The 21,227-nt window shown below is 39.9% G+C and carries 24 protein-coding genes and 3 pseudogenes; 23 read left to right on the top strand and 4 right to left on the bottom strand.

The window, feature by feature from the left end:
* The first annotated feature begins 20 nt into the window (after positions 1-20).
* The 8 genes and pseudogenes from IOC57_RS13775 (at position 21) to IOC57_RS13740 (ending at position 5,888) form a co-directional block, all read left to right on the top strand.
* Positions 21-530, top strand: a pseudogene (locus IOC57_RS13775) (GrpB family protein).
* A gap of 25 nt (positions 531-555) precedes the next feature.
* A complete protein-coding gene (locus tag IOC57_RS13770; protein WP_207439267.1) occupies positions 556-1,092 on the top strand; it encodes a GrpB family protein in 537 nt (178 codons plus the stop codon).
* Positions 1,073-1,690: a YdbC family protein gene (locus tag IOC57_RS13765; protein WP_207439266.1), complete on the top strand. Its 618-nt coding sequence runs from the start codon at positions 1,073-1,075 to the stop codon at positions 1,688-1,690. The genes IOC57_RS13770 and IOC57_RS13765 overlap by 20 nt, the downstream gene beginning before the upstream one ends.
* A 108-nt stretch (positions 1,691-1,798) precedes the next feature.
* Positions 1,799-2,554: an AAA family ATPase gene (locus IOC57_RS13760; RefSeq protein ID WP_207439265.1), complete on the top strand. Its 756-nt coding sequence runs from the start codon at positions 1,799-1,801 to the stop codon at positions 2,552-2,554.
* Positions 2,555-2,757: 203 nt separating this feature from the next.
* Positions 2,758-3,138, top strand: coding sequence for a GntR family transcriptional regulator (locus IOC57_RS13755; protein ID WP_207439264.1), 381 nt, complete (start codon positions 2,758-2,760; stop codon positions 3,136-3,138).
* A complete protein-coding gene (locus tag IOC57_RS13750) occupies positions 3,135-3,821 on the top strand; it encodes an ABC transporter ATP-binding protein (protein ID WP_207439263.1) in 687 nt (228 codons plus the stop codon). The genes IOC57_RS13755 and IOC57_RS13750 overlap by 4 nt, the downstream gene beginning before the upstream one ends.
* Entirely contained in the window at positions 3,818-4,651 is an 834-nt protein-coding gene (locus tag IOC57_RS13745; protein WP_207439262.1) for a hypothetical protein, read from the top strand. Before IOC57_RS13750 ends, IOC57_RS13745 begins: the two co-directional genes overlap by 4 nt.
* A gap of 28 nt (positions 4,652-4,679) precedes the next feature.
* Positions 4,680-5,888, top strand: a complete 1,209-nt coding sequence (locus tag IOC57_RS13740) for a hypothetical protein (protein ID WP_207439261.1) — start codon at positions 4,680-4,682, stop codon at positions 5,886-5,888.
* Positions 5,889-6,052: 164 nt separating this feature from the next.
* Here IOC57_RS13740 and IOC57_RS13735 read toward each other — a convergent pair whose 3' ends face one another.
* Both IOC57_RS13735 and IOC57_RS13730 read right to left on the bottom strand, forming a co-directional pair.
* Complete coding sequence (locus IOC57_RS13735) at positions 6,053-7,252, bottom strand: MFS transporter (protein WP_207439260.1); 1,200 nt, start codon at positions 7,250-7,252, stop codon at positions 6,053-6,055.
* Positions 7,253-7,264: 12 nt separating this feature from the next.
* A complete protein-coding gene (locus tag IOC57_RS13730) occupies positions 7,265-7,684 on the bottom strand; it encodes a MarR family winged helix-turn-helix transcriptional regulator (protein WP_207439276.1) in 420 nt (139 codons plus the stop codon).
* Between the two features lie 316 nt (positions 7,685-8,000).
* Here IOC57_RS13730 and IOC57_RS13725 point away from each other — a divergent pair, with 316 nt between their 5' ends.
* The 7 genes and pseudogenes from IOC57_RS13725 (at position 8,001) to IOC57_RS13695 (ending at position 14,939) form a co-directional block, all read left to right on the top strand.
* Positions 8,001-10,049: a BglG family transcription antiterminator gene (locus IOC57_RS13725; protein WP_207439259.1), complete on the top strand. Its 2,049-nt coding sequence runs from the start codon at positions 8,001-8,003 to the stop codon at positions 10,047-10,049.
* Between the two features lie 24 nt (positions 10,050-10,073).
* Entirely contained in the window at positions 10,074-10,553 is a 480-nt protein-coding gene (locus tag IOC57_RS13720) for a PTS sugar transporter subunit IIA (protein WP_207439258.1), read from the top strand.
* A gap of 4 nt (positions 10,554-10,557) precedes the next feature.
* A complete protein-coding gene (locus IOC57_RS13715; RefSeq protein WP_207439257.1) occupies positions 10,558-10,842 on the top strand; it encodes a PTS sugar transporter subunit IIB in 285 nt (94 codons plus the stop codon).
* Between the two features lie 51 nt (positions 10,843-10,893).
* Positions 10,894-12,165, top strand: coding sequence for a PTS galactitol transporter subunit IIC (locus IOC57_RS13710; RefSeq protein WP_207439256.1), 1,272 nt, complete (start codon positions 10,894-10,896; stop codon positions 12,163-12,165).
* A gap of 30 nt (positions 12,166-12,195) precedes the next feature.
* The gene (locus IOC57_RS13705; RefSeq protein ID WP_207439255.1) at positions 12,196-13,242 is read left to right on the top strand and encodes a galactitol-1-phosphate 5-dehydrogenase; all 1,047 of its coding nucleotides are present in this window, start codon (positions 12,196-12,198) and stop codon (positions 13,240-13,242) included.
* Between the two features lie 6 nt (positions 13,243-13,248).
* On the top strand, positions 13,249-14,286 hold the full coding sequence (locus tag IOC57_RS13700) for a zinc-binding dehydrogenase (protein ID WP_207439254.1): 1,038 nt from the start codon (positions 13,249-13,251) through the stop codon (positions 14,284-14,286).
* A 253-nt stretch (positions 14,287-14,539) separates the two neighbouring features.
* Positions 14,540-14,939 (top strand): annotated as a pseudogene (locus tag IOC57_RS13695) (VOC family protein).
* On the opposite strand, the gene IOC57_RS13690 reads toward IOC57_RS13695, so the two are convergent.
* The gene (locus IOC57_RS13690) at positions 14,940-15,590 is read right to left on the bottom strand and encodes a DUF6944 family repetitive protein (protein WP_207439253.1); all 651 of its coding nucleotides are present in this window, start codon (positions 15,588-15,590) and stop codon (positions 14,940-14,942) included.
* Between the two features lie 135 nt (positions 15,591-15,725).
* Between IOC57_RS13690 and IOC57_RS13685 the strand changes: the two genes are divergently transcribed.
* From IOC57_RS13685 to IOC57_RS13675, 3 genes are all read left to right on the top strand, one after another.
* The gene (locus tag IOC57_RS13685; RefSeq protein WP_207439252.1) at positions 15,726-16,205 is read left to right on the top strand and encodes a DUF4306 domain-containing protein; all 480 of its coding nucleotides are present in this window, start codon (positions 15,726-15,728) and stop codon (positions 16,203-16,205) included.
* 296 nt (positions 16,206-16,501) lie between these two features.
* Complete coding sequence (locus IOC57_RS13680) at positions 16,502-17,149, top strand: pentapeptide repeat-containing protein (RefSeq protein WP_207439251.1); 648 nt, start codon at positions 16,502-16,504, stop codon at positions 17,147-17,149.
* A gap of 269 nt (positions 17,150-17,418) precedes the next feature.
* On the top strand, positions 17,419-18,105 hold the full coding sequence (locus IOC57_RS13675) for a VOC family protein (RefSeq protein WP_207439250.1): 687 nt from the start codon (positions 17,419-17,421) through the stop codon (positions 18,103-18,105).
* Between the two features lie 197 nt (positions 18,106-18,302).
* On the opposite strand, the gene IOC57_RS13670 is transcribed toward IOC57_RS13675, so the two are convergent.
* Entirely contained in the window at positions 18,303-18,512 is a 210-nt protein-coding gene (locus IOC57_RS13670) for a hypothetical protein (RefSeq protein ID WP_207439249.1), read from the bottom strand.
* Positions 18,513-18,742: 230 nt separating this feature from the next.
* Between IOC57_RS13670 and IOC57_RS13665 the strand changes: the two genes are divergently transcribed.
* From IOC57_RS13665 to IOC57_RS13645, 5 genes and pseudogenes are all read left to right on the top strand, one after another.
* The gene (locus tag IOC57_RS13665; RefSeq protein ID WP_207439248.1) at positions 18,743-18,910 is read left to right on the top strand and encodes a hypothetical protein; all 168 of its coding nucleotides are present in this window, start codon (positions 18,743-18,745) and stop codon (positions 18,908-18,910) included.
* An 84-nt stretch (positions 18,911-18,994) separates the two neighbouring features.
* Positions 18,995-19,235: pseudogene (locus IOC57_RS25915) on the top strand (IS1595 family transposase); the annotation flags it as partial.
* 149 nt (positions 19,236-19,384) lie between these two features.
* Positions 19,385-19,879 carry a DinB family protein gene (locus tag IOC57_RS13655; protein WP_207439247.1) on the top strand — a complete coding sequence of 165 codons (495 nt, stop codon included), beginning with the start codon at positions 19,385-19,387 and terminating at the stop codon, positions 19,877-19,879.
* A 313-nt stretch (positions 19,880-20,192) separates the two neighbouring features.
* On the top strand, positions 20,193-20,543 hold the full coding sequence (locus tag IOC57_RS13650; protein ID WP_286184850.1) for a thioredoxin family protein: 351 nt from the start codon (positions 20,193-20,195) through the stop codon (positions 20,541-20,543).
* Between the two features lie 175 nt (positions 20,544-20,718).
* Positions 20,719-21,225: an RrF2 family transcriptional regulator gene (locus IOC57_RS13645; RefSeq protein WP_207439245.1), complete on the top strand. Its 507-nt coding sequence runs from the start codon at positions 20,719-20,721 to the stop codon at positions 21,223-21,225.
* The last annotated feature ends 2 nt before the right edge of the window (positions 21,226-21,227 follow it).

Genomic DNA, 21,227 nt, shown 5'->3' with positions numbered 1-21,227 from the left:
ATGAAAAGTTGAGTGATTACATGGAGAAAACGGTAAAGGTCGAGGATTATAACCCTGATTGGGTTAGCGAGTTCGAGCAGGAAAAAGGAAGGATAATGGAGATTTTAAGGTACTCTTGCCTTTGTATTGAGCATATTGGAGGGGGCAAAGCCGATTTTTTGACATCATGGCTGGCGTCCGGCAATTAGATGTAGCTGACATGTTCATAGAGTCCTTGAGATCGATTGGGTATGAATTTGTCCCGCATCCAGGAATTTCCCGAAAGGCGTTTTTTTAGAAAAGGCCAATGGAGAGCGGGGACACATCATTTGCATATCTATAGATTCGGAAGTGAACAGTGGAAGAATCAACTTTCATTTAGGGATTATCTAAGAAGCCATCCTGACGTACGGAAACAATATCAGCAATTAAAATTATCCTTAGCTCAAATGCATCCTGCAGATATAGTCGGATACACGAAAGCGAAAGTACCATTAATCCAAAATGTCATTAGAAAAGCGAATGAAGAAAGCGACATAAATTATAACTGACAGGAACATCTACAAGGAGGCTTTCATGAGAAAGGTCGAGGTCGTACCATATATGATAGAATGGTCCCAGCTATTTCATGATGAATGCCAAAAATTACAGGATATATTCGGGTCTGAAATGATAATGTTAGACCATATTGGCAGTACGGCCATACCGGACATCTATGCCAAACCAGTAATAGATATTTTGGCGGTGGTAAAAGATATGGAATATGTGGATGGTTTTAATAAAGAGATGGAAGAGATCGGGTATGATGCCAGGGGGGAGAACGGAATCTCCGGACGACGTTTTTTTCGTAAAGGCGGGGATGAGAGGACGCACCATATTCACATGTTTCAAAAAGGACATGTAGAAATAGCCAGACACCTCGATTTTCGGGATTATTTGCTGGCACACCGTACTGAAGCACAAAAGTATAGTAGGTTGAAACAGCGCTTGGCAGTGGAATTTCCGGATGATATCAAAGGATATGTAAACGGAAAAAATGATTTCATAAAAAAGGTTGACGAAAAAGCGAAACATTGGAAGGATGATGGTCCTCATGTTAATGAAGTGGATTAAATGCCAAGTGAATGAGGAAAACAAGCATTCATTTTCAAAAGCACAAGAGGGGTGGGGAGAATTGCGTCATTCGGCTGGTTTCATGGGTCAAATCGGAGGGTGGAATAGAACGGAACCCTTTGAAGCAGGCATTCTCTCCATTTGGAAAGATCTCCATTCCTATCAAAGTTTCATGCAGCATCAGCATGATGAAATATTCGGGAAGAGTGACCATAGAAGTACATATACAAATATTTCTGTTAATATATACGAGAAAATATTTCATATAGGAACAAAAGACATCACGGAACTTTTTGGCAAGGGAAAATTACTTCGAGTGGCTGACTGTTCTGTTGAAAATGAAAAACAAGCACATTTTGAACAGGTGCAAAAAGACAGATGGAACATAGGGATGACACCAGGCATGCTGTCAGGGGCATTCGGTATAAAGCAATTCGGGAGATACCTGATCGCCTCAATATGGGAAAATGAATATTCACATCAAGGGTACGTGGATGAGGATTTGCCTGAGCTGATCTTGGAATCGGGAGTGAAAGATTCAATCCAACACAGTACAGGAAGTTTAATTGAATTGCATCCAAAGTGGGCGGTCATTTAGAATCAAATATTATCAATTTGGCTAATTATGGTGTCTTGGATTGCAGTCTTAAAGGATGGTAAGAAAGACATATCAGCGCTCTAAATATTCTACAGAAGGGGAGAACAAATGAAACTGGATTATGATACACAGTACATCAGGGGCATCTACCTGAACAGAGATCGAATATCTTCGTATGAGCATTTCCCTCTTGATCTGCCGGTTATCAAGTACCTTCAAGAAGTGGCTTTTCATCCTAGTGTTACCTACGTTATCGGCGAAAATGGAATGGGGAAATCCACCTTGCTTGAAGGTATTGCGATTGCCTATGGCTTCAATCCAGAAGGTGGAACGTTGAATTTCAATTTTTCCAATTATGATTCACATTCCAATTTGGACGAATACCTCCGTTTGAAAAAAGGCGTGTACAAACCGAAGGATAATTTTTTCTTTAGGGCGGAAACCTTTTATAATTTAGCTACGAATATAGAGGAATTGGATCGGGAAGCATCGTTTGGGTCGAAAATCATCGATTCCTTCGGGGGAAAGTCACTTCACCAGCAATCTCATGGGGAATCGTTTTTTTCAGCCTTTGTTGAACGATTTCAAGGCGATGGATTGTATATCCTCGATGAGCCTGAAGCTGCTTTGTCGCCGTTGAGACAAATATCGATGCTGGCCAGGATAAATGAGCTTGTTCAACAAGGTTCCCAATTTATCATTTCCACCCATTCCCCGATCATCATGGCCTATCCGGATGCTAAAATCCTCCAAATTTCAGATGAGGGAATGAGTGAAGTGACTTTAGAGGAGTCCAATCACTATTTGTTAATGAAACAGTTTTTTGAAAATAAGGATAGGCTGCTTCATCATCTATTCGAATGAGATTTTAGCCTTTCCATTAAAAGTATAAAAGGAAAACCCCGAATGCACCGCACATTTGGGGTTTTTCTTTTGTTGAGATTCATGATTGACAGCTCGGCTGTATTAAGGGTATAGTACATCTATAAGGTGTATGAACCACTTAGTACATACACGAAAGATTCTATGCATATCAGACTTCTTTAAATAAATAGGGGGTGGTTTTTATGAACGTAAATACCCGGGAACCGGTATATCTGCAAGTCGTTAGACATTTTAAAGAACAAATAGCCATAGGCAAATTCGTGGCGGGACAGGAAATTCCCTCCCGAAGAGAACTGGCGGCTACACTGAACATAAATCCGAATACCGCTCAAAAAGCGTATAAAGAAATGGAGGAACAGGGCTTGATTCATACCGAACGAAATTTCCCCAGTCAAATCACGACGAATGAAATGATTTTACAGGCTGTGAGGCAGGAATTGATTTTGGCAGCCGTCGATACGTTTGTCGATGCGATTCGTCCGATTAATGTACCAGTTGATGAACTGCTTCGTGTGGTTAAAGAAAAATACTCGGAAGAAATAAGGGAGGAGGAAGAAAAATGATAGAAGTAAAAAAGATTTCCAAGAAATACGGCCGGAAAAAAATCTTGGATGATGTTTCATTTACAGCCAATAAAGGCGAAGTCACTTGTCTGATCGGAATAAATGGCGTCGGTAAAACGACCACACTCAAAGCGATCATGGGATTGACGCCATATAAAGGGGAAATCCTGATCGATGATCAAAAGATGACAAAGGAAAGTTATGAAAAAATCACTTTCATTCCGGACGCACCGACCATGCTTCCGCAAATGACCGTTAAACAGGCTATGGTTTTCATGTCGGATTTCTATACATCCTGGAATCCGGAAAGGGCCAAACAATTATTGGGATTTTTCAAACTTAAAGAGGAGAGCCGCATTTCGGAATTGTCAAAAGGTAATACAGCTAAGCTCAACCTGATGCTTGGTTTGTCCCTTGACGTGGATTATGTACTGATGGACGAACCATTTTCAGGAATCGATATGTTTAGCCGCGAGCAAATTGCCGATGTCTTTGCGAGTCACCTTATTGAAGATAGAGGCGTCATCATCACGACACATGAAATCGGTGATATTGAACATTTAATCGATAAGGTCATCTTACTGGATGACGGTACAGTGCTTAAAGAGTTCAATACGGAAGAAATGCGGGAAGAGGAAGGAAAATCGGTAGTCGATGTAATGAGAGAGGTGTATCAATCATGATGCGATATATAAAACTATTGAACTTTGAAATCAACCGTTTCAGTAAAATCTATCTTAGCTTATTGTTGATCACCTTGGTTTCGCAATTTGCTGGAGTGATCCTCGTAACCAAGAGTCTTCTTCATGATGCCAGGGATACCATGTCCAAAGAAAGACTATCCGAAGCCGCTTATATAACCAATTATGGAGGCATTGATTTTACCCATATCGCCAATACCCTTTTGTTTGTAGGACCGATTGCGCTGAGTGCGGTTGCCCTTATTTTTTACATCTTCCTTATTTGGTATCGTGATTGGTTTGGGAAGAATACATTCATTTATCGCCTATTGATGTTACCGACATCCCGATTATCGATCTACCTTTCAAAAGCTACGGCCATCTTCCTGATGGTATTAGGGTTGATTGCTTTCCAGCTTATCATTTTACCAATGGAAAATGCCCTATTTAATTCATACGTACCGGAAGCGCTCTTGAATATGGAAATGTCAACTTCTACCATAACTGAATTCAGTCCAATTTTGGCATTGATCATCCCAAGTACCTTCACGCAATTCCTGATTTCCTATGGCATTGGTCTTATGATCATGTCAATATTATTCACGGCGATCATGCTTGAAAGGAGCTTCCGCATAAAAGGAATCATAATGGGCTTGTTGTATTGCGGAATTGCCACTGTATTGTTTTTAGCTCCAGTTTTGGTAATGGAGATTGGGGATTTCTATTTTTACCCTAAAGAACTATTTGGCCTGCTGCTTGCATTAGGAATCATTGTGACAGGAATATCAATTTGGCTTGGTTCTTGGTTATTAAAAAACCGCGTTACCGTATAACAACAACTATTAAAGGAGAGTGAACAAGGTGAAACGTTATCTATGCAGCATCATTATTGGAATGGTTGTCATCTTAAGCATCGGGACCTATTATGTCAAAGTAGCTTCCTCTGCTTCCAGCCTTCCAAAGTATACGTTCAAGACTCTGGAAGGCAAAGATAAAGAGCTTGATCCGGTGATCATACATGCTACGCTTGAAAATGGTACTTTTTATGAACCCATAAGACTTGAATCCAATACAACCACATATGCCAGTGAAAGGTCTTACTTGGAGAATTTAACTGGAGGACAAAATCATCAAATTGAAAGATTGATAAAGGAACATCGTTCGTTTATGCGTGGCAAGGATTCCATTAGTTCTTTATATGAAGACGATGATTTTCTGGCTTATGCTTGGGTGAATAGCGAAATTACGAATAACGGGAAAATGGAAGCGGAGTTTGATATCGGTTTACTGGAAAAGAAAGATGAAGAAGAAACTTCTTTCCAAATTGAGCTTCCCGATCAAGAGAGAATCATGAATGCTGATGTCAGGGATGTGCAGTTGGTCCATTCAAAACTACAGATTTTAACGATGAATGATGTTAATTCAAACAATGAGAAGCAAACGAAGGAGGTTCATTTGTATACGATCGATGTAGCTAATAAAAAAGTCTTGAGCGATAAAACCCTTTTATCTGAAAGCTTTACTTACCCTAATCAAGTTGATTTTGAGATGCCAATTGATGTTGCTCCCTCCCAGCCAAACAACATGGTTTTCATTTCGTTAATTAAAGGGGTAAATCATGAGGATGGTCCCTTTGAGGAAAAACTAAAGGAAAGCAAGCTGTTATCTTATAATTATGAAACGGAAAAATTAGAAACGGTAAAAAATGAATCGCTTAGCCTAGACATGGCTAGAACAGGATATGCAGACGGGAAAAACCTTTATGTAGTTGAAACGGAAGCCGATGCTTATCACCTTAAGACGTTTGACCTCATCAGTCAAACATTCACGAATGACACGGAGCTGGATGCAGCTGTAAATAATAAGGAGCAATATACCGTTGCCTTTAAGAAGGGGCGTGTGTACTTCCTATTAAACGAAATGAATCAAGAGGGCAAAACATCCAAGCCTGTCAAACTTCTGATTGCAGATATAAAGACTGGAAAGACTTTATATAAAGGTGAAACAGTCACAAATAAAAAGAACGGCAAAAGTTTTGGGCTTTTTATCGATGACTTGGAAATAAAATAAGGACCTACTATAACTAGAAGCTGTCTCAAAAGAAGAAACTTTTTGGCGGCATCTTTTGGTGTAGGTCGAATTAGGGTCCATGAAGGATGAATTCCAGTGGACAATTAATCTTACTGCTTTAAATGAAAAAGGGATATCCCCCAAATGGGATATCCCTTTTTCGTTTAAATGGAAGCTAAGTCCGTTCTGGTTAAACGTTCTTTCTTGCCGTGCAAGAAGTAGTAAAGGACGGAGGTTGCGATGACCACAACGCCCAGGATGACATAAAGTGTGCTATAACCTGTTACTGGAATGATGAATCCCAGAATATAAGGGCCGAATCCAAGTCCTGCATCAAGCATGATAAAGAAGGTGGAAGTTGCCATCCCCATTCGGTGAGGCGGTGTCAGTTTAACGGCAATCGCCTGCGAGCTTGATTGCATATTACCGAATCCCAGGCCAATGAGGAAACCGGCTGCCAGTAAAGTGAAACTATTGGTTGTTATACTTAGAAGCAGCAAACCGATTCCGAAAATCATGAAAGCCGGATACATAATGAAGTTCGATCCTTTCCGGTCCATTAGCGGTCCTGAGAAAGGACGTGATAACAATACGGCTACTGCGTAAACGACAAAGAAGAAGCTTGCTGTATTGACCAGATCGATTTCGATGGCATAGAAACTGATGAAAGAAAGGACGCTGGAATAACAGAATGCCAATAACAGAGTGATGATCGAGATGGGCAGCGCCTTAGGTTCAATGAAATGGGAAAGCTTGAATCCTTTGCTTTCCGTCACTTTGGCCATCACTTTCAAAGCCGGGACATAAAGGAAGAATGCTGTAATCAGGGAGATCACCCCTAAAGCCAGGCAGAAACTGAAAATCACTTGGAAGCTTGTGTGCTGAGCCATATACAGTCCGATGAAAGGACCGATTGCCGTCGCCAGTGTTGCGCTCATGCTGTAATAGCCGATGCCCTCTCCCTTTCTTGTTGCCGGGATGATCTGGGCGACGATCGTTCCCGTCGCAGTACTCGCCATCCCCATCGCCATACCATGGATCAGGCGGTTAACAAGCAGGAAGCCAATTCCAAGGTCCACAAAATAAAGAAGTGTTGTCAAAGTGAAAAAGATCAAACCGATGAATAATGTTTTCTTGCGTCCGATTGAATCAATGAAACGGCCGATGAACAGACGTCCGATTAACGTCCCGATTATGAAAATACCTGATATGAGTCCGGCTTCGCTTGTAGAAGCATCCAATTCATTTACGGCATAGATGGCAAGTGTCACCATCAATAAATAAAAGATTAATGTTATGAAAAAATTAATGGAAGAAACGATGACAAAATCCTTCGTCCACAGTCTAGGTCTGGATTGTTCCATTTTATTATCTCCTTACTTTATAATGTTATTTCTTATTTCGCCCATGATGCGTATGGCTGCGAGTTGTTCCTCTTCAGTGATCCCATTCAAGATATCCTGTTCGTATTGATCGATTGTCACGCGGACTTCACTGTAGACCTTTTTTCCAAGCTCTGTAAGCCGCATTCTTTTTTCGCGTCTATCTTTGCTTGGCACATGCTCGACATACCCCAGCTCTTCCAAGCGGGTGATGGTCCTCGTAATCGTGGGTTTTTCCACGCTTTGGTAATTGGCAAGCTCTACAAGAGTCGCCGAACCATAATTGGTTAAGTAATGCAAAATGGACCATTGCGCCCTGTGTAAATCATGCTTGCCCAGCTGTATATTAAGATTATTTTCAAACGGTCGGTAAAGCAGTAATAATTGCTGAAAGAATTTTTGGTAAGTCTTTATCAGAAACACCCCTTAAAATGATATATAGTTACCATGAGTAATTGTTACCCTGAGTAACTATAATAACAAAATTAATCCATTATGTCCACTAGGATTTGTTGGATTGTTAGAATGGACTTACTATCAGTAATAACGGCAATCCATTGGAAATCCGCAAGCGTGCCCTTGAAAATCATTTTTCACTTTGGCTTTTGAGCCAATAGACAAATCATTTAACATCAAGCTGAACAATAAAGCGACAAAAAATGAGTCTGAAAGCGTTAACAAACTACATGTTTTTACTGATACACTAAAAGCAAGCAAGGGGGAATAATACATGTATTTAGACGAAAGGAGCAATTTAATATTTAAAGAGGTTTTGAGTAATCCGGATATTTCCAATATAAAGTTAGAAAATAAATACGCTTTGTCCCGAAGACAAGTCAGCTATAGTTTTAATAAAATCAACAACTGGTTAGAGGATAATAATTATCCAACCATTAGACGGACAAATAGCGGAAAATTCATCATCAGTCCAACCCTAATTGATTTATTTGCTGAGAAAGTAGGTGAGTCTGCTTCCGCAAATTATATTCTATCTGAAAAAGAAAGAGCTCAACTGATTCTGCTATTGTTACTGAGTAGCGAGGAAGAACTATCCTTAGCCCATTTCTCCATTGAACTGGAAGTAAGCAAGAACACAGTGCTTCGAGATATAAAATATACCCAAATACTGGTCAGGACTTATCAGTTAGAAATTGTATACTCCAGAATGTACGGATACGACATCATAGGCAGCGAGTGGAATAAAAGGAAATTATTAATGAAAGTGCTTCAGGTCATAATGGGTTTTTATAAGGGCGAGCAGTATATTCAGCGGGTGATTCAAATTTCAAGTGAAGAAATCGAAAAGATAAAAATGCAAATGGAAGATGTTGAAAAACAGTTACACCTTCAATTTATCGATGAGAAAATGAAGCTTCTTCCCTATATCATTGCCATTCTATTAAAAAGGATTAAAAAAGGAAAATTAATTACTGATTCCTACCATATTGATTATGAGGAATTATCCGATACCAAGGAGTACGAAGCAGCAGAAATCTTAATCCAAGGTGTTGAAAAAATTCCTAAAGTGGAGCGTTTATTTATTACACTGCAGCTTCTTACGTCAAATGTATTATCGAACCAGTTTTTAACGGATAAAGAAATGCCCCAATTAACAAAGGCCCTTAGGGACAGCTTGGATCTTTTTGAAAAAAAAGCATGTATCACACTAAAAGGACGAGAGGAATTATTGAATAAGCTGGTGCTGCACATGAAGCCAGCATATTACAGAATTAAATATCATTTAACGACCGATTATACCTTGATTGAAAAGGTTAGCGAAGAATTCGAGGCCATTCATTATATTGTGAAAGATGCGATCAAACCATTTGAACAATATATAGGCTGTGAAATACCCGAAAGTGAAATAATGTTTATCACTATTTTTATAGGTGGTCATTTAATCAACAGTGGTGAAAGAATTCAAGCCAAGAAAAAAGCAGTTGTTGTCTGTCCGAATGGTGTGTCCATCTCACACTTAATGGAACACACCTTAAGGGATTTATTTCCTGAATTCTACTTTTACCAAGCTTTATCCATTCGTGAATTTGAAAAACTGGAATTTGAATATGATCTTGTGTTTTCACCTGTACCGTTACAAACTGAGAAACATTTGTTTATCATTGACCAATTTATTTCGGACTTCGAAAAGTTGCAATTGCGTCAACGTGTAATGAAGGGGATATTCGGCCTTGATTCTTCAGTTATAAATATTGAACAGCTTATCCATGTCATCGAAAAGCATGCAAAGGTAGAAGAGAAACAATCACTCGAAAAAGCCCTGCAAAATTACTTTTCATTTCAAGCAACAAATGAAATTTCGCAGAAATCAGAATTTGTTCTATCCGATTTTATCACTCCAGAAACCATCGTTTTACAAGAAAGAGTTGAGGATTGGAAGGAAGCTATTGCACTGGCAGCTGGGCCCCTTCTGCAAAAAGGCGCAGTTACTAAACCTTACGTAGAAGTGATACAAAAACAATATCCAAAGATGTCCCCTCATATCGTATTGAGATTAAATATCGCGATCCCCCATGCGAGTCCAGAGGATGGGGTCAATAGAGTTGGCATGAGCTTATTGAGGATTAAAGAGGGGCTTGAATTTGATGATCAACATAAAGTACATCTTGTCGTTGTTATAGCGGCATTGGATAAGAAAAAGCACCTTAATGCATTGTTACAATTAATGAAACTGGCCGACCAAACTGACGTCATAAATGAAATGGCTCAGATGGAACATCAAAACGATATTTATAAAGTAATTCAAGAATATTCGGTGTGAAAAAATCGGATTGGAGGAAAGAACATGCCATTGGAGCAATTTGTTAAAGATGATTTAATCAAACTTCATATAAAATGTGAAAACCAAGATCAGCTTTTTGATGTAATGTATCAAGAAGCATTCAAACTAGGGTATGTTAGTGACTCCTTTCTAGGTAAGATCAAAGAAAGGGAAGCTTCCTTCCCGACGGGGCTAAATTTGGACCATTACAACGTAGCCATACCTCATACTGATCCAGAATGTGTTTTCGAACAATTCATTGGTGTCGTCACACTGGAAAAACCCATCCGATTTCGTTTGATGGATGATAATACAAAAGAAGTTGATGTATATGTCATTTTAATGCTGGGGCTTAATCAACCGCACAGCCAGCTGAAGGTATTGCAGCAGTTAATGCAAGTGATTCAGGATGAACGTAATTATCAGCAAATTTCAAAGGCACAAACAAACGAAGAGATTCGTTCTGTTTTTAAAAAAATAAATTTGAATGCAAAGGGAGAGTAATGATATGAAAAAGTATACAGTTCTAGTGGCATGTGGAGCAGGGATTGCGACTTCAACGGTGGTATGTAACCGAGTGGAAAATTTATTGAAGGATAATCATGTAAATGCCGAGGTTGTGCAATGCAAAATATCTGAAGTATCTTCCCGTCAAGAAAGTGCGGATTTGATTGTTTCTACCACCATTTTACCAACAACATATAGCATCCCAGCAGAAATTGCGACTGCATACATTACTGGAATCGGGATGGACAAATTAGATCAGAAGATCTTAGGTCATTTAAAAAGCTAAACCGCACATAATTTTTAATCCTAAAAAGAAAAGGAAAGCAGGGGGTTAATTATGGATAAGCTTTTATCAGTGGTTCAGGAAGTATTGAATTTAGGGCCTACGGTGATTCTGCCGATTGCGATTTTAATTATTGGGATGATGTTTGGAACGGGATTTAAGAAAGCGTTTAAATCTGGCATCATCATCGGAATCGGATTTGTGGGGATCAATCTGGTTATTAATTTGCTCATTACAAACCTAGGTCCGGCCGCCCAACAGATGGTAGAACGTTTTGGGCTTAACCTAACAGTGATTGATACAGGATGGCCGTCTGCCGCAGCCCTTTCATTTGCTTCACCAGTGGCAGCTATACTGATTCCTATTTGTTTTTTTATCAATATTGCGCTTATTTTATTGAAATTAACTAAAACACTGAATATTGACATTTGGAATTACTGGCATTTTATTGCTGCGGGTGCGACAGGGTATGTTGTAACGGGTAGCTGGTGGTTTGCCATTTTATGTACCGTTTTTTATCAGTTGGCCGTTCTGTTCGTAGCAGACAAAACAGCACCGATGGTTCAAAAATTCTACGGGCTGGAAGGGATTTCCTTGCCGACTGGCTCTACTGCAGCATTTGCACCGATTGGTATTTTGGTAGGGATGTTTATCTCTAAAATTCCCGGCATCAGAAACCTCCATGCAGACCCTGAATCAATCCAAAAGCGTTTTGGCATTTTTGGAGAACCAATGATGATGGGATTATTTCTTGGCTGTGTAATAGGTTTACTGGCCGGTTATGGACCGGGTGAAATTTTTCAAACGGGTATCTCCCTTGGGGCCGTTATGCTGCTTCTTCCGCGAATGGTGAAAATCTTGATGGAAGGTCTTATCCCCATTTCTGAGGCGGCCCGCTCCTTCCTGCAAAAACGATATGGCGATCGGGAGCTCTATATCGGCTTGGATGCAGCGTTAGCTGTAGGTCATCCCGCAGTTCTATCAACAGCATTGATTCTAGTTCCGATTACATTGTTTCTGGCCGTTATTTTACCAGGGAACAAGGTATTGCCTTTTGGTGACTTAGCTACGATCCCGTTTTATGTTGCGTTTGTGGTTGGATTTCTTAGAGGGAACATTGTCCATTCGGTCCTTGCCGGTACCGTGATGATTGCGTTTTCCCTATACATGGCGACAGACTTTGCCATCATTCACACACAGATGATGGAAGGGGCGAAATTTGACATGCCCGAAGGTGCCACACTCATTTCCAGCCTGGATATGGGCGGAAACTTGTTCAACTGGATCATACTTAAATTCTCGCAATTATGGGCATCCATTTTCTAAAGATTACTAAAGTAAAAGAGGGAATGACTGATGAAAGCTGCAGTTTTATATTCAGAAAATAATATGAAATGTGAAGAAATATTTATCCATCCATGTGAAGCGAATGAAGTCAAAATAAAAGTGATGGCAGCTGGAATTTGCGGATCAGATACACACAAGATGATGAATAAATGGAAATATGCACTCCCAGCTATTATGGGCCATGAGTTCTCAGGTTATGTTGTGGAAGCGGGTAAAGATGTTACTGATATAAATATTGGCGATCGTGTGGTCGCGATTCCTTTCATTCCTTGTCGTGAATGTGAGTATTGCAGGCGGGGGGAATATTCTGTATGCGAGAATCACGGAATGATTGGTTCCAAGTCATTCGGTGCCTTTGCTGAGTATGTTAACATTCCAGCCGTCAATGTGCTGCCGATCGGAGAGATGGATTTCGAGGAAGCGGCCATGATCGAGCCATTGGCTGTTGCGCTTCACGGAGTATTGAATATTCAACCCCGACTGGGTGATGTAGTAGCGGTATTTGGCGCTGGAACGATTGGCATTTTAACGATACAGTGGCTGAAAATTGCCGGGGCAAAAGAAATTATCGCCATTGATATTTCCGATGATAAATTAGCAGTGGCAGCTGCCTTGGGATGCGAGAGAACCGTCAATCCAATGAAAGAGGATTTATTTGAAAAAATTAGCGAGTACACAAATGGAATGGGCGTGGACATTGCGCTCGAGTGTGCGGGATCTAAAGTAACACAGGAACAGTGCCTGCTGGTAACCCGTAAAAAAGGAAAAGTCGGCTATTTAGGAATCGCTTATTCAGATGTTCATCTTTCCGAGCAAGCATTTGAGAGTATTTTTAGAAGAGAACTAACATTAAAAGGGTTTTGGAATTCATATTCAGCTCCATTCCCTGGTGAAGAATGGACGAAGAGCATCGATTTCATCAATAAAGGGAGAATCGTGCTAAAAGAATTAATTTCTCATCGTTTTGAGCTCGAAGATACGCAAAAAGCCTTCAACATGATCATTAATAGGGTTGAGACATATGGAAAAGTGCTGATCATCCCAAATAAGGAGTGAATAGACATGAAAGCAGTAATGAAAACAGCACCAGGACATGACAATATGTCCCTTGAAAATCTACCGGAACCAAAAGTGCAAAATGATCTGGTCAAAATCAAAGTGGCCTATACAGGAATCTGCGGTACCGACATTCATACATTTACAGGGGAATATCGAAATTCGAAAACGCCTGTCGTGCTCGGGCATGAATTTTCCGGGACGGTTGTAGAGGTAGGGAATGGTGTTACAAAAGTTAAGGTAGGAGATAAAGTAACGAGCGAAACCACATATACTACGTGCGGAAAATGTGTATATTGCTTGGAAAAAGATTATAACCTTTGTTCAAACCGCACCGGAATAGGCACACAAGTAAACGGAAGCTTTGCAGAATATGTAGTCTCCCGTGAAGAGAGCATTCACGTACTGCCTGAGGACATTAGCCTGAAAGCTGCCGCTTTGACCGAGCCGCTCGCTTGCTGTGTACATGCTGCATTAGAAAAAACAACTATAGAAGAAGACGATATAGTCCTTATTTTTGGACCGGGTCCCATTGGTCTTCTGCAATGCCAGGTAGTCAAGGCTCAAGGTGCTTTCGTCATTATGGCGGGAATTACAAAGGATAAAAATCGACTGGATTTGGCTAAATCACTTGGTGCAGATGTTATTGTGGATATTCAGAAAGAGAACTTGGAAGAAATCGTTTTTAAGCAAACAAACGGTTACGGAGTGGATAAATTATTTGAGTGTTCTGGAGCAGTACCGGCTATCAATCAAGGCCTCCCGTTGGTGAAGAAAAAAGGTACATTCGTACAAGTTGGCATTTCGAGGGAGAAAATGAATCCAATTGACCAAGAATCGGTCATTCAAAGGGAGATTCAGTATGTTGGCACACGCTCTCAAAAACCAAGCTCTTGGCATACAGCATTGGAGCTGCTGAAAGAGCATAAGATCGATACAGAAAAAATGGTGACCAAAATTGTCTCATTGGAAGATTGGCGCCAAGGATTTGAAGCAGCGCTATCGGGTAATGAAATTAAAGTCCTTGTTAGGTCCCTGTCGTGATAACGGGTATTCCTACCATTTTGGGGAGCATCGATCTTCCTCTGAGATAAATTATGTAGCCTGACATACAGTTCCCACCTAGTAATAATGGTCGTACAGGGCAGTCGGAGGTATCCCGCATATCTTTCCTGCTTCTTTTTGTTATAGGCTTCACGCTTATGAAAAGATTAAGTTAACGATTGTCCCAACTCTGTGTTTTACAATATATCGATGACACTGGTTGTTAAATTAAACGATGAAAGAGGAAGATAAGTTGTCAAAGGGATTTCTTCATCATATTGAGTGAGCTGTATGTTTCAAATTTAAAGACGACCATTGATTTTTGGGGCTGGTTTTTGGACGAGATGGGCTATGAAACCTTTCAGGAGTGGGAAAGCGGAAGGAGTTGGAGGTTGGGGGAGATGTACATTGTTTTTGTCCAAGCGGAAACAAGGTTTCTTGACATTCCCTATCATAGGGGGCGAGTGGGTCTTAACCATCTAGCCTTTCATGCCAATTCCCGTCATCAGGTTGATGAAATCACCAGAAAATTAAGGGACAGAGGAGTTGCCATCCTTTATGCCGACAAGCACCCATTCGCCGGCGGGGAGGATCATTATGCGGTATATTTTGAAGATCCTGATCGGATGAAGATCGAACTCGTGGCCCCTTAATCATACGCAATAGTTGGCATAGCTATAATGGCCGTTATGCCCATCCTTATTTTTCTCAGATTGTTCGGGTTCTGGGCCAAGTGAAAAAGCATCGATCAAAATAAATGCACCGAAAACTTGGGTCCAGCTGCCTAGTAAAAGAATTTGTTCTCCCATCCGTCGTTTTTCATTTAAAATGAAAATATTTCCGATCGATTCCAAAAAAGAACCTGCTGCAATGAGTCCATTTCCCTTGATCTCCAAAGAGCGTGAAATGGACTCCTCCGTCAGTGATGCCCCGAATGCCTCAAAAGCGGAACCTAGGCCTTGGATTCCGCTGCCGATCGCATCGGTTCTGGTGCCCTCCTCGAATGAACCACTCAATTGCATATCTATTCCAACTGCATTTGCGATATTGCCAACAGCTTCAAGCCAAGCACCGAATATGAAATAGGTTTCCGAATGTTCATTTTCCGGGTTCAGCTTTTTCGAACGGCCGATTGCTTGCAGCGAAATTCCAACGGCTTCGATGCCATTCCCTTTGAGGACCAGGTCTTTTCCGAGGTTAGTGCTCGTTAAAGTTTGCCGGGTTTGCCCGATTGCACCTACAAGTGTGCCGATACCAAGTAACCATGCTCCTGAAATAAGGAGGTCATCTCCATGAGTGATCATATCTCAAACGCTCCTTAAAAGTGGTTACATTATATTATTCAGGAAACAGTGTTTGTTTACATATTGCATTAACACCGTGAACTCCGATTGAAAACCTCCTATTTATTGGTATAATGGCAACTGGAGGAGATGATATTGACCATCAACAAATTTTCGCAAATGATTATCGCTGCGCTTTTCTTTATGGTTTTTACGTTTTGTACCTGGTATGAAGGCAGTGAAATTCTGGATAGACCCTGGGAATGGAAGTATTCCACGCATTTCACACATGTTAATGATGATCAGACGATGGATGCGGATGATATTTCCAGTTTCGATTATTTCGTGTATGCGGCAAAATTCAAACCGTTATTTCCATTTTTTATGGTACTTGCCGCCTTGTACTTCATCATTCTTACGGGATATATCCTTTTCAAAAGAAGTATGAAAAAAATGGCTCTATTCTTATTGGGATTAGGTGTCCTTTTGCTGCTTTCAAATGGTTTTGTATCCCATTCCCCGACTGTTGGAGGTAATATCTTTCAAGCATTTTTTCTGATAGGCGGAATGATAACCATATTAAGTGCAGCTCATTATTATTTACGGATACCAACAGGATTCAATACTGAAATTTAAGTCACGAGGCTGCCGATGGGGCAGCTTTTTTTGAAAAATGATGCTTGTAGATGACACAAAAGAACGAAAAATAATAGTCATTTTCGTGAAATTCTTAGATTGAACTTCACTGGAATATAGTTTATATTTAAGCCGAAATTGAGTAGGCCAGTTGGTGAATTACCAGCGGGACCGTTATCGGTTCCATGCACGAACCTTTCAAATAAAGGGGTAAGCGGTTAAAAGCAAAACGCACTGTTTCCTGTAAAGAAGTGTGATGCGGTTGGGAAAAAGAAATCAAGCGAAAAGGTGATAATATGTCAGGCAAAATCAAAATTGAACAGCCAAAGATCCCCCAATACTTAAGTCAAGCGAACTTTCAGGAAATATATTATCAGGATGAGCCTTATCTTGATTCCTGTATCATAACGAATGGCACGATCGATAGAGAAAAGATAGACAAAGTCGTTTTATCACAGGTGGTATTTAAAAATGTGACATTCAGCGATGTATCATTCAGGAATATCGAGCTGACGGATGTCATTTTTGATCATTGTGATTTGACGAATGCCGACTTTATGGGTGGCTCGATTCATCGGGTGGAATTCAAGGAGTCCAAACTTTTAGGCATTAACCTGTCTGACGCAAGTTTAGGGAATGTCTCCTTTGAGAATTGCAACTTGAATTTAAGTGCTTTCGGTTATTCCAGTTTAAAGCAAGTGAAGTTCGATCATTGCTCATTGGAAAGTGCTGATTATTATGAGTGTAAATTCATCAAAGTGAAGTTCGAAACATGTAGATTAAATGAAGTGAACTTTTCCCGGACACCGCTCAAGGGAATTGATATTAGCAGTTCTACATTTCAAAGGCTTACCGTATCCATGGAAGATTTAAATGGATGCGAAGTTTCCCCGGATCAAGCGATAGTCTTTGCGGGCATGATTGGACTGAAAATTAAAGAGTGAACCTTTTAAGATGAAAAATGCCCTAATGGAGAGTAAACTGCGATGGCGGAGAGATCTTTCAATAAAGCTGCCATTCCTATAAGAAACGTGGGGCCGCCGATTAGGTGATCTTTTCTTAAGGAAGGGAAATTCTGTAGGCATTTTGTGGTAAAAGCAGGTAGAGTGAATATGAATATATAGATAGATTTTGAGGGGTAGGAATGCTTGCACAAATGCAGCATCATTTTGCAATATTGGTTCGTTTGATTGGGATCAGGAGGGATTAAACGTTGATTATCAATAAGGTCACTTTGTATAGTCATGCATGGAATGAAATGCGGGGTTTTTATGTTGATGTGTTAGGATTTGAGTTACTTTCGCAAACTGATGATAGTTTCGAAATCAAGGCAGGGGAAAGTGTGCTTGAAATTAAAAAATGCCATCACCAAGAAAAGCCTTTTTATCATTTTGCCATGAACATACCTACCAATTTATTTACTTCGGCAAAAGCATGGGCGAAATCAAAAGTGGAATTGACTAGGGAAGATGATGAGGACGAAGTTTATTTCAGCTATTCAGACGCACATGCTTTTTATTTTTTAGATCCTTCAGGCAACATAGTCGAGTTCATATCGAGATATTCCGTATCACCCACATCCGAGGCTGAGTCTTTTTCAGTCCAAAACGTCCTGTGCATTAGTGAAATAAACATTACGACAGATGAAGTGATGGACTTGGGAAATCAGTTGATCAGTAATGGTATACCTGTAAGGAATGATGAGGCGATAAGGGAAGATGGATTGAATTTCATGGGAGAACATGAAGCAGGTTCGTTTTTACTTTTAGGACCAAGGAAACGGCGTTGGATTTTCTCGGATAAAGTGTCGGAAATCTTTCCGCTTTCGCTAGTCATAAATCAGCAGTTAGATATTTCATTGGATGGCGAAGGATCAATGAAATTGAAAAAAGTGGAATGATGTAGATTTATATTTTGGCCATAAACATATTCGACCGATTCAATCATCAGAAGCAGGGCTGCCCGCCTGCCATTGATGTATCTCCAAACTACCAAACTGATTCAAGCCTTAAGATGATAAGCCTGAAACTCCTGATATATAATTGGGAGTTTCACTTTTTTTAATAAGGATATATTAAAATTTTGAATAAATCGTAATCATTTATGGTACGTAATGAATTCTCTAAACTCATCAATATAGAAAGCTACATAACCGCAGTTCGGGCATACAGACGCTTTAGGGTATGCAGAAACACTACTGAAGAGTCCTTTCTTTTGACTAATCTTTATCCCATTCATTCCGCCTTGAATATTTACTTTGCATTCATCTATCATTTCAGTTTGGCACTGATTACAAATTCGATTCATTAACAACACTCCCTTTTCATTTGCCAAAAACTACTTAAGCAGAAACACTCGGAATTTAATGTATATTTTAACACAAATAGCCAAAATACCTTATGGGATTACATAAGAAAAGTCATGTTAATAGTGGAAGGGTTGATGACTTTAAGACAGCAAGTTTAGCAGTCTAAAAGAGAATTTAACAATACCATTTTTATGTTCCTGGCCGAACATGAATATGAAGTGAATACACCATGACCGAAGGAGCCAGCCATGAAAGAAGAAGCTTATTGATAGTGATGGGCGTGATCGTATTCGGGGTCATTGCCTCGATAGCATGGGTATCTCAAACCAAGAAGAAAGAGATTGCCGGTAAAAGGGCTTTTCCCCAACATACAGTCTATCAAGACATTCACAGATAGGACGAACACGCCTCTTACAGAACTCATATGCCTAGTAAAAGGCTTCAGTTCATCGAATGTATGATTGAAGGGTATTCCCTTCGGATTGAGCATCATCGCTTTAAAGCAAATGGTAGGGAGCAAGTTAAAGGGATCAGCCGTTTAAAGAGCTGGATGGAACGTTTTAATGGTGTAGCGACTAAATATCTAGACCATTATGTTAGATGGTTCCAATTCTTAGACACCATCTAACATATAAAAGATAACCAAAATGGTTTTAGACAGTTGTTCTTTCTCAGTTAACACAACTTCTGATAAACTAAGGTTATCAGAATTTTCCAAATAACGGAAGGTTCATTGTTCCGTAAATGGCCAGATTAATTGAACAAGGAATTGGCATGACACCTTAATTAGTGAGCTATCTACAACACGCCGCAAATGAATTTTGACCAAAGGGATTAGCTATTAAAGGGATTAAATTGGAGGGAATAGAAAATGGATGTAAAGACACTTTTGTTACAGCAATGGGCAAGCTGCTTAGATGAAGAAGACTGGTTTCCACCACTTGAAAAAGTGCTAAAGGATATCACTTTTGAACAGGCCATTTGGAAACCAGCTGATGGGGCAATGAATTCCATTTGGGAATTAGTTTGTCATTTACTTTTCTATGAAAAGAGATTTCTGATGCGATTTCTTGGTGAAACAGCGAATGAACCACAGGCAGAAAATAATGAATCTACATTTCGATTACCAACTGAGACGGTAGAAAATTGGAAGGAAACAAAACAAGAATACTTTTATGTTCATCGTGAACTTGGAAAAATACTAGCAAAATCAGAACATGAAGATTTGTATAGACAGATCCCAGGAGAAGATAATTCATTAGTGCTTGAACTGAAGAGTTTAGCAATGCACGACGCATATCATATTGGACAAATTGTATTCCTAAGTAAAATGCAAGGAGCTTGGCCAGGCAAACGCAGCTTTTAAAAAAGCTTCATTAGCTTTACAGTTATCATTATAGGGGGCTTTAATGGAATAAGAACGGGAACGTCCAAATCGGATGTTCCTATATTTTTACTTTAAATGGGCAATTTCAATCATGGCCCTTTTATTGATCGTTCATTTCGAGGATCTCCTCTTTCATAAATGAGAGATTTGGATTCCAGGAAGTGGCGTCGCTGCCCAGTACGTAGCAAAGGTACATTAAACGGGCAAGAGTTAGATTGATCCAGGATAAACCGTTTGTGCTGTGAACGAATTAATTATATATTAATCCTTGAGTACATTAATTCATGGATTAATGTATGAGGATAAGAAAAGCCCGGAGGAGACGATCATGAAAAATATCAATACAGAACAAGAATACCGTGAACAAATCAACCAAGAGGGACTGACGGTCGGGATTTTTACGACTACATGGTGTCCGGACTGCAAACGTTTAGACATGTTCATCGATGAGATCACTCAAGAACATCAGGACAAACAGTGGTTTACAATCGATCGTGACGAGTTCCCTGAGATTTCTGAAGAGCAAACGGTAATGGGAATTCCATCATTTTTAGTATTTAAAAATGGAGAAAAGGTTGCACATCTGCACAGTGCAAATGCTAAAACTCCAGAAGCGGTCAATGAATTTCTAAAAGAACTATAATAGATCCTGGTAAAGGTGAACCCCGTATGGTGCTGTAATAAGGGGTTCATCTTTTTTTAGGAATTTTTTCTAAAAATAACTTGATTTCTAAGAGGAAACGGGCTTTAATTATAGATACCGAATATCCATTATGGATATCGAATATCCATATAGATGCTGAAAGAGGTGAACTGATTTGCAATTTACAAAAGGGGTCGAGCAAGCTATATGCATCATTGTTATACTCTCTACCCAGGATAAAAATGTACCGCTTTCTTCAAATGAGATCAGCAGGCGATTAGAAGTATCTCCTTCTTATTTGAAAAAAATCATAAGGAAATTGGTCGTTAAGCAGATAATCACTTCCGTTCCTGGTAATAATGGCGGCCTTACTCTTGCCAAAAGTGTAGATAAGATTAAAAACCTTGAAATCATTGAGGCGATGGAAGGTCCCATTTCGATGTTTCCGGATACAGGACTTATAGAAAAAGCGTTTAAAGATGGAGAATATGCGGAGAAGGGGATGGACGTCCTTCGTCGGATGTTTTCTCGGGCGGATCAACTTTTAATCGAGTTCTTTTCCAGTCAAACAGTAGCGGATTTGCTTAAAGAAAGCTTTGGCACCACGGACATACCGACTCTTAATTGGAATAAGGCGTCATTGAGTGATGTACTGCGTGAAAAGAAAGGTGAAAAGAAGTGAAC

It is taken from the genome of Bacillus sp. SD075 (assembly GCF_017355165.1).
Lineage (GTDB): Bacteria > Bacillota > Bacilli > Bacillales > DSM-1321 > Peribacillus.
This window is presented reverse-complemented; position numbering and strand designations above follow the sequence as displayed.

Coding starts and splice junctions, on each gene's coding strand:
- IOC57_RS13765 (WP_207439266.1), top strand. CDS start 1,073: ATGTTAATGAAGTGGATTAAATGCCAAGTGAATGAGGAAAACAAGCAT.
- IOC57_RS13750 (WP_207439263.1), top strand. CDS start 3,135: ATGATAGAAGTAAAAAAGATTTCCAAGAAATACGGCCGGAAAAAAATC.
- IOC57_RS13770 (WP_207439267.1), top strand. CDS start 556: ATGAGAAAGGTCGAGGTCGTACCATATATGATAGAATGGTCCCAGCTA.
- IOC57_RS13755 (WP_207439264.1), top strand. CDS start 2,758: ATGAACGTAAATACCCGGGAACCGGTATATCTGCAAGTCGTTAGACAT.
- IOC57_RS13720 (WP_207439258.1), top strand. CDS start 10,074: ATGCCATTGGAGCAATTTGTTAAAGATGATTTAATCAAACTTCATATA.
- IOC57_RS13715 (WP_207439257.1), top strand. CDS start 10,558: ATGAAAAAGTATACAGTTCTAGTGGCATGTGGAGCAGGGATTGCGACT.
- IOC57_RS13680 (WP_207439251.1), top strand. CDS start 16,502: ATGTCAGGCAAAATCAAAATTGAACAGCCAAAGATCCCCCAATACTTA.
- IOC57_RS13665 (WP_207439248.1), top strand. CDS start 18,743: ATGACCGAAGGAGCCAGCCATGAAAGAAGAAGCTTATTGATAGTGATG.
- IOC57_RS13710 (WP_207439256.1), top strand. CDS start 10,894: ATGGATAAGCTTTTATCAGTGGTTCAGGAAGTATTGAATTTAGGGCCT.
- IOC57_RS13725 (WP_207439259.1), top strand. CDS start 8,001: ATGTATTTAGACGAAAGGAGCAATTTAATATTTAAAGAGGTTTTGAGT.
- IOC57_RS13745 (WP_207439262.1), top strand. CDS start 3,818: ATGATGCGATATATAAAACTATTGAACTTTGAAATCAACCGTTTCAGT.
- IOC57_RS13650 (WP_286184850.1), top strand. CDS start 20,193: ATGTATGAGGATAAGAAAAGCCCGGAGGAGACGATCATGAAAAATATC.
- IOC57_RS13760 (WP_207439265.1), top strand. CDS start 1,799: ATGAAACTGGATTATGATACACAGTACATCAGGGGCATCTACCTGAAC.
- IOC57_RS13690 (WP_207439253.1), bottom strand. CDS start 15,590: ATGATCACTCATGGAGATGACCTCCTTATTTCAGGAGCATGGTTACTT.
- IOC57_RS13670 (WP_207439249.1), bottom strand. CDS start 18,512: ATGAATCGAATTTGTAATCAGTGCCAAACTGAAATGATAGATGAATGC.
- IOC57_RS13705 (WP_207439255.1), top strand. CDS start 12,196: ATGAAAGCTGCAGTTTTATATTCAGAAAATAATATGAAATGTGAAGAA.
- IOC57_RS13735 (WP_207439260.1), bottom strand. CDS start 7,252: ATGGAACAATCCAGACCTAGACTGTGGACGAAGGATTTTGTCATCGTT.
- IOC57_RS13700 (WP_207439254.1), top strand. CDS start 13,249: ATGAAAGCAGTAATGAAAACAGCACCAGGACATGACAATATGTCCCTT.
- IOC57_RS13655 (WP_207439247.1), top strand. CDS start 19,385: ATGGATGTAAAGACACTTTTGTTACAGCAATGGGCAAGCTGCTTAGAT.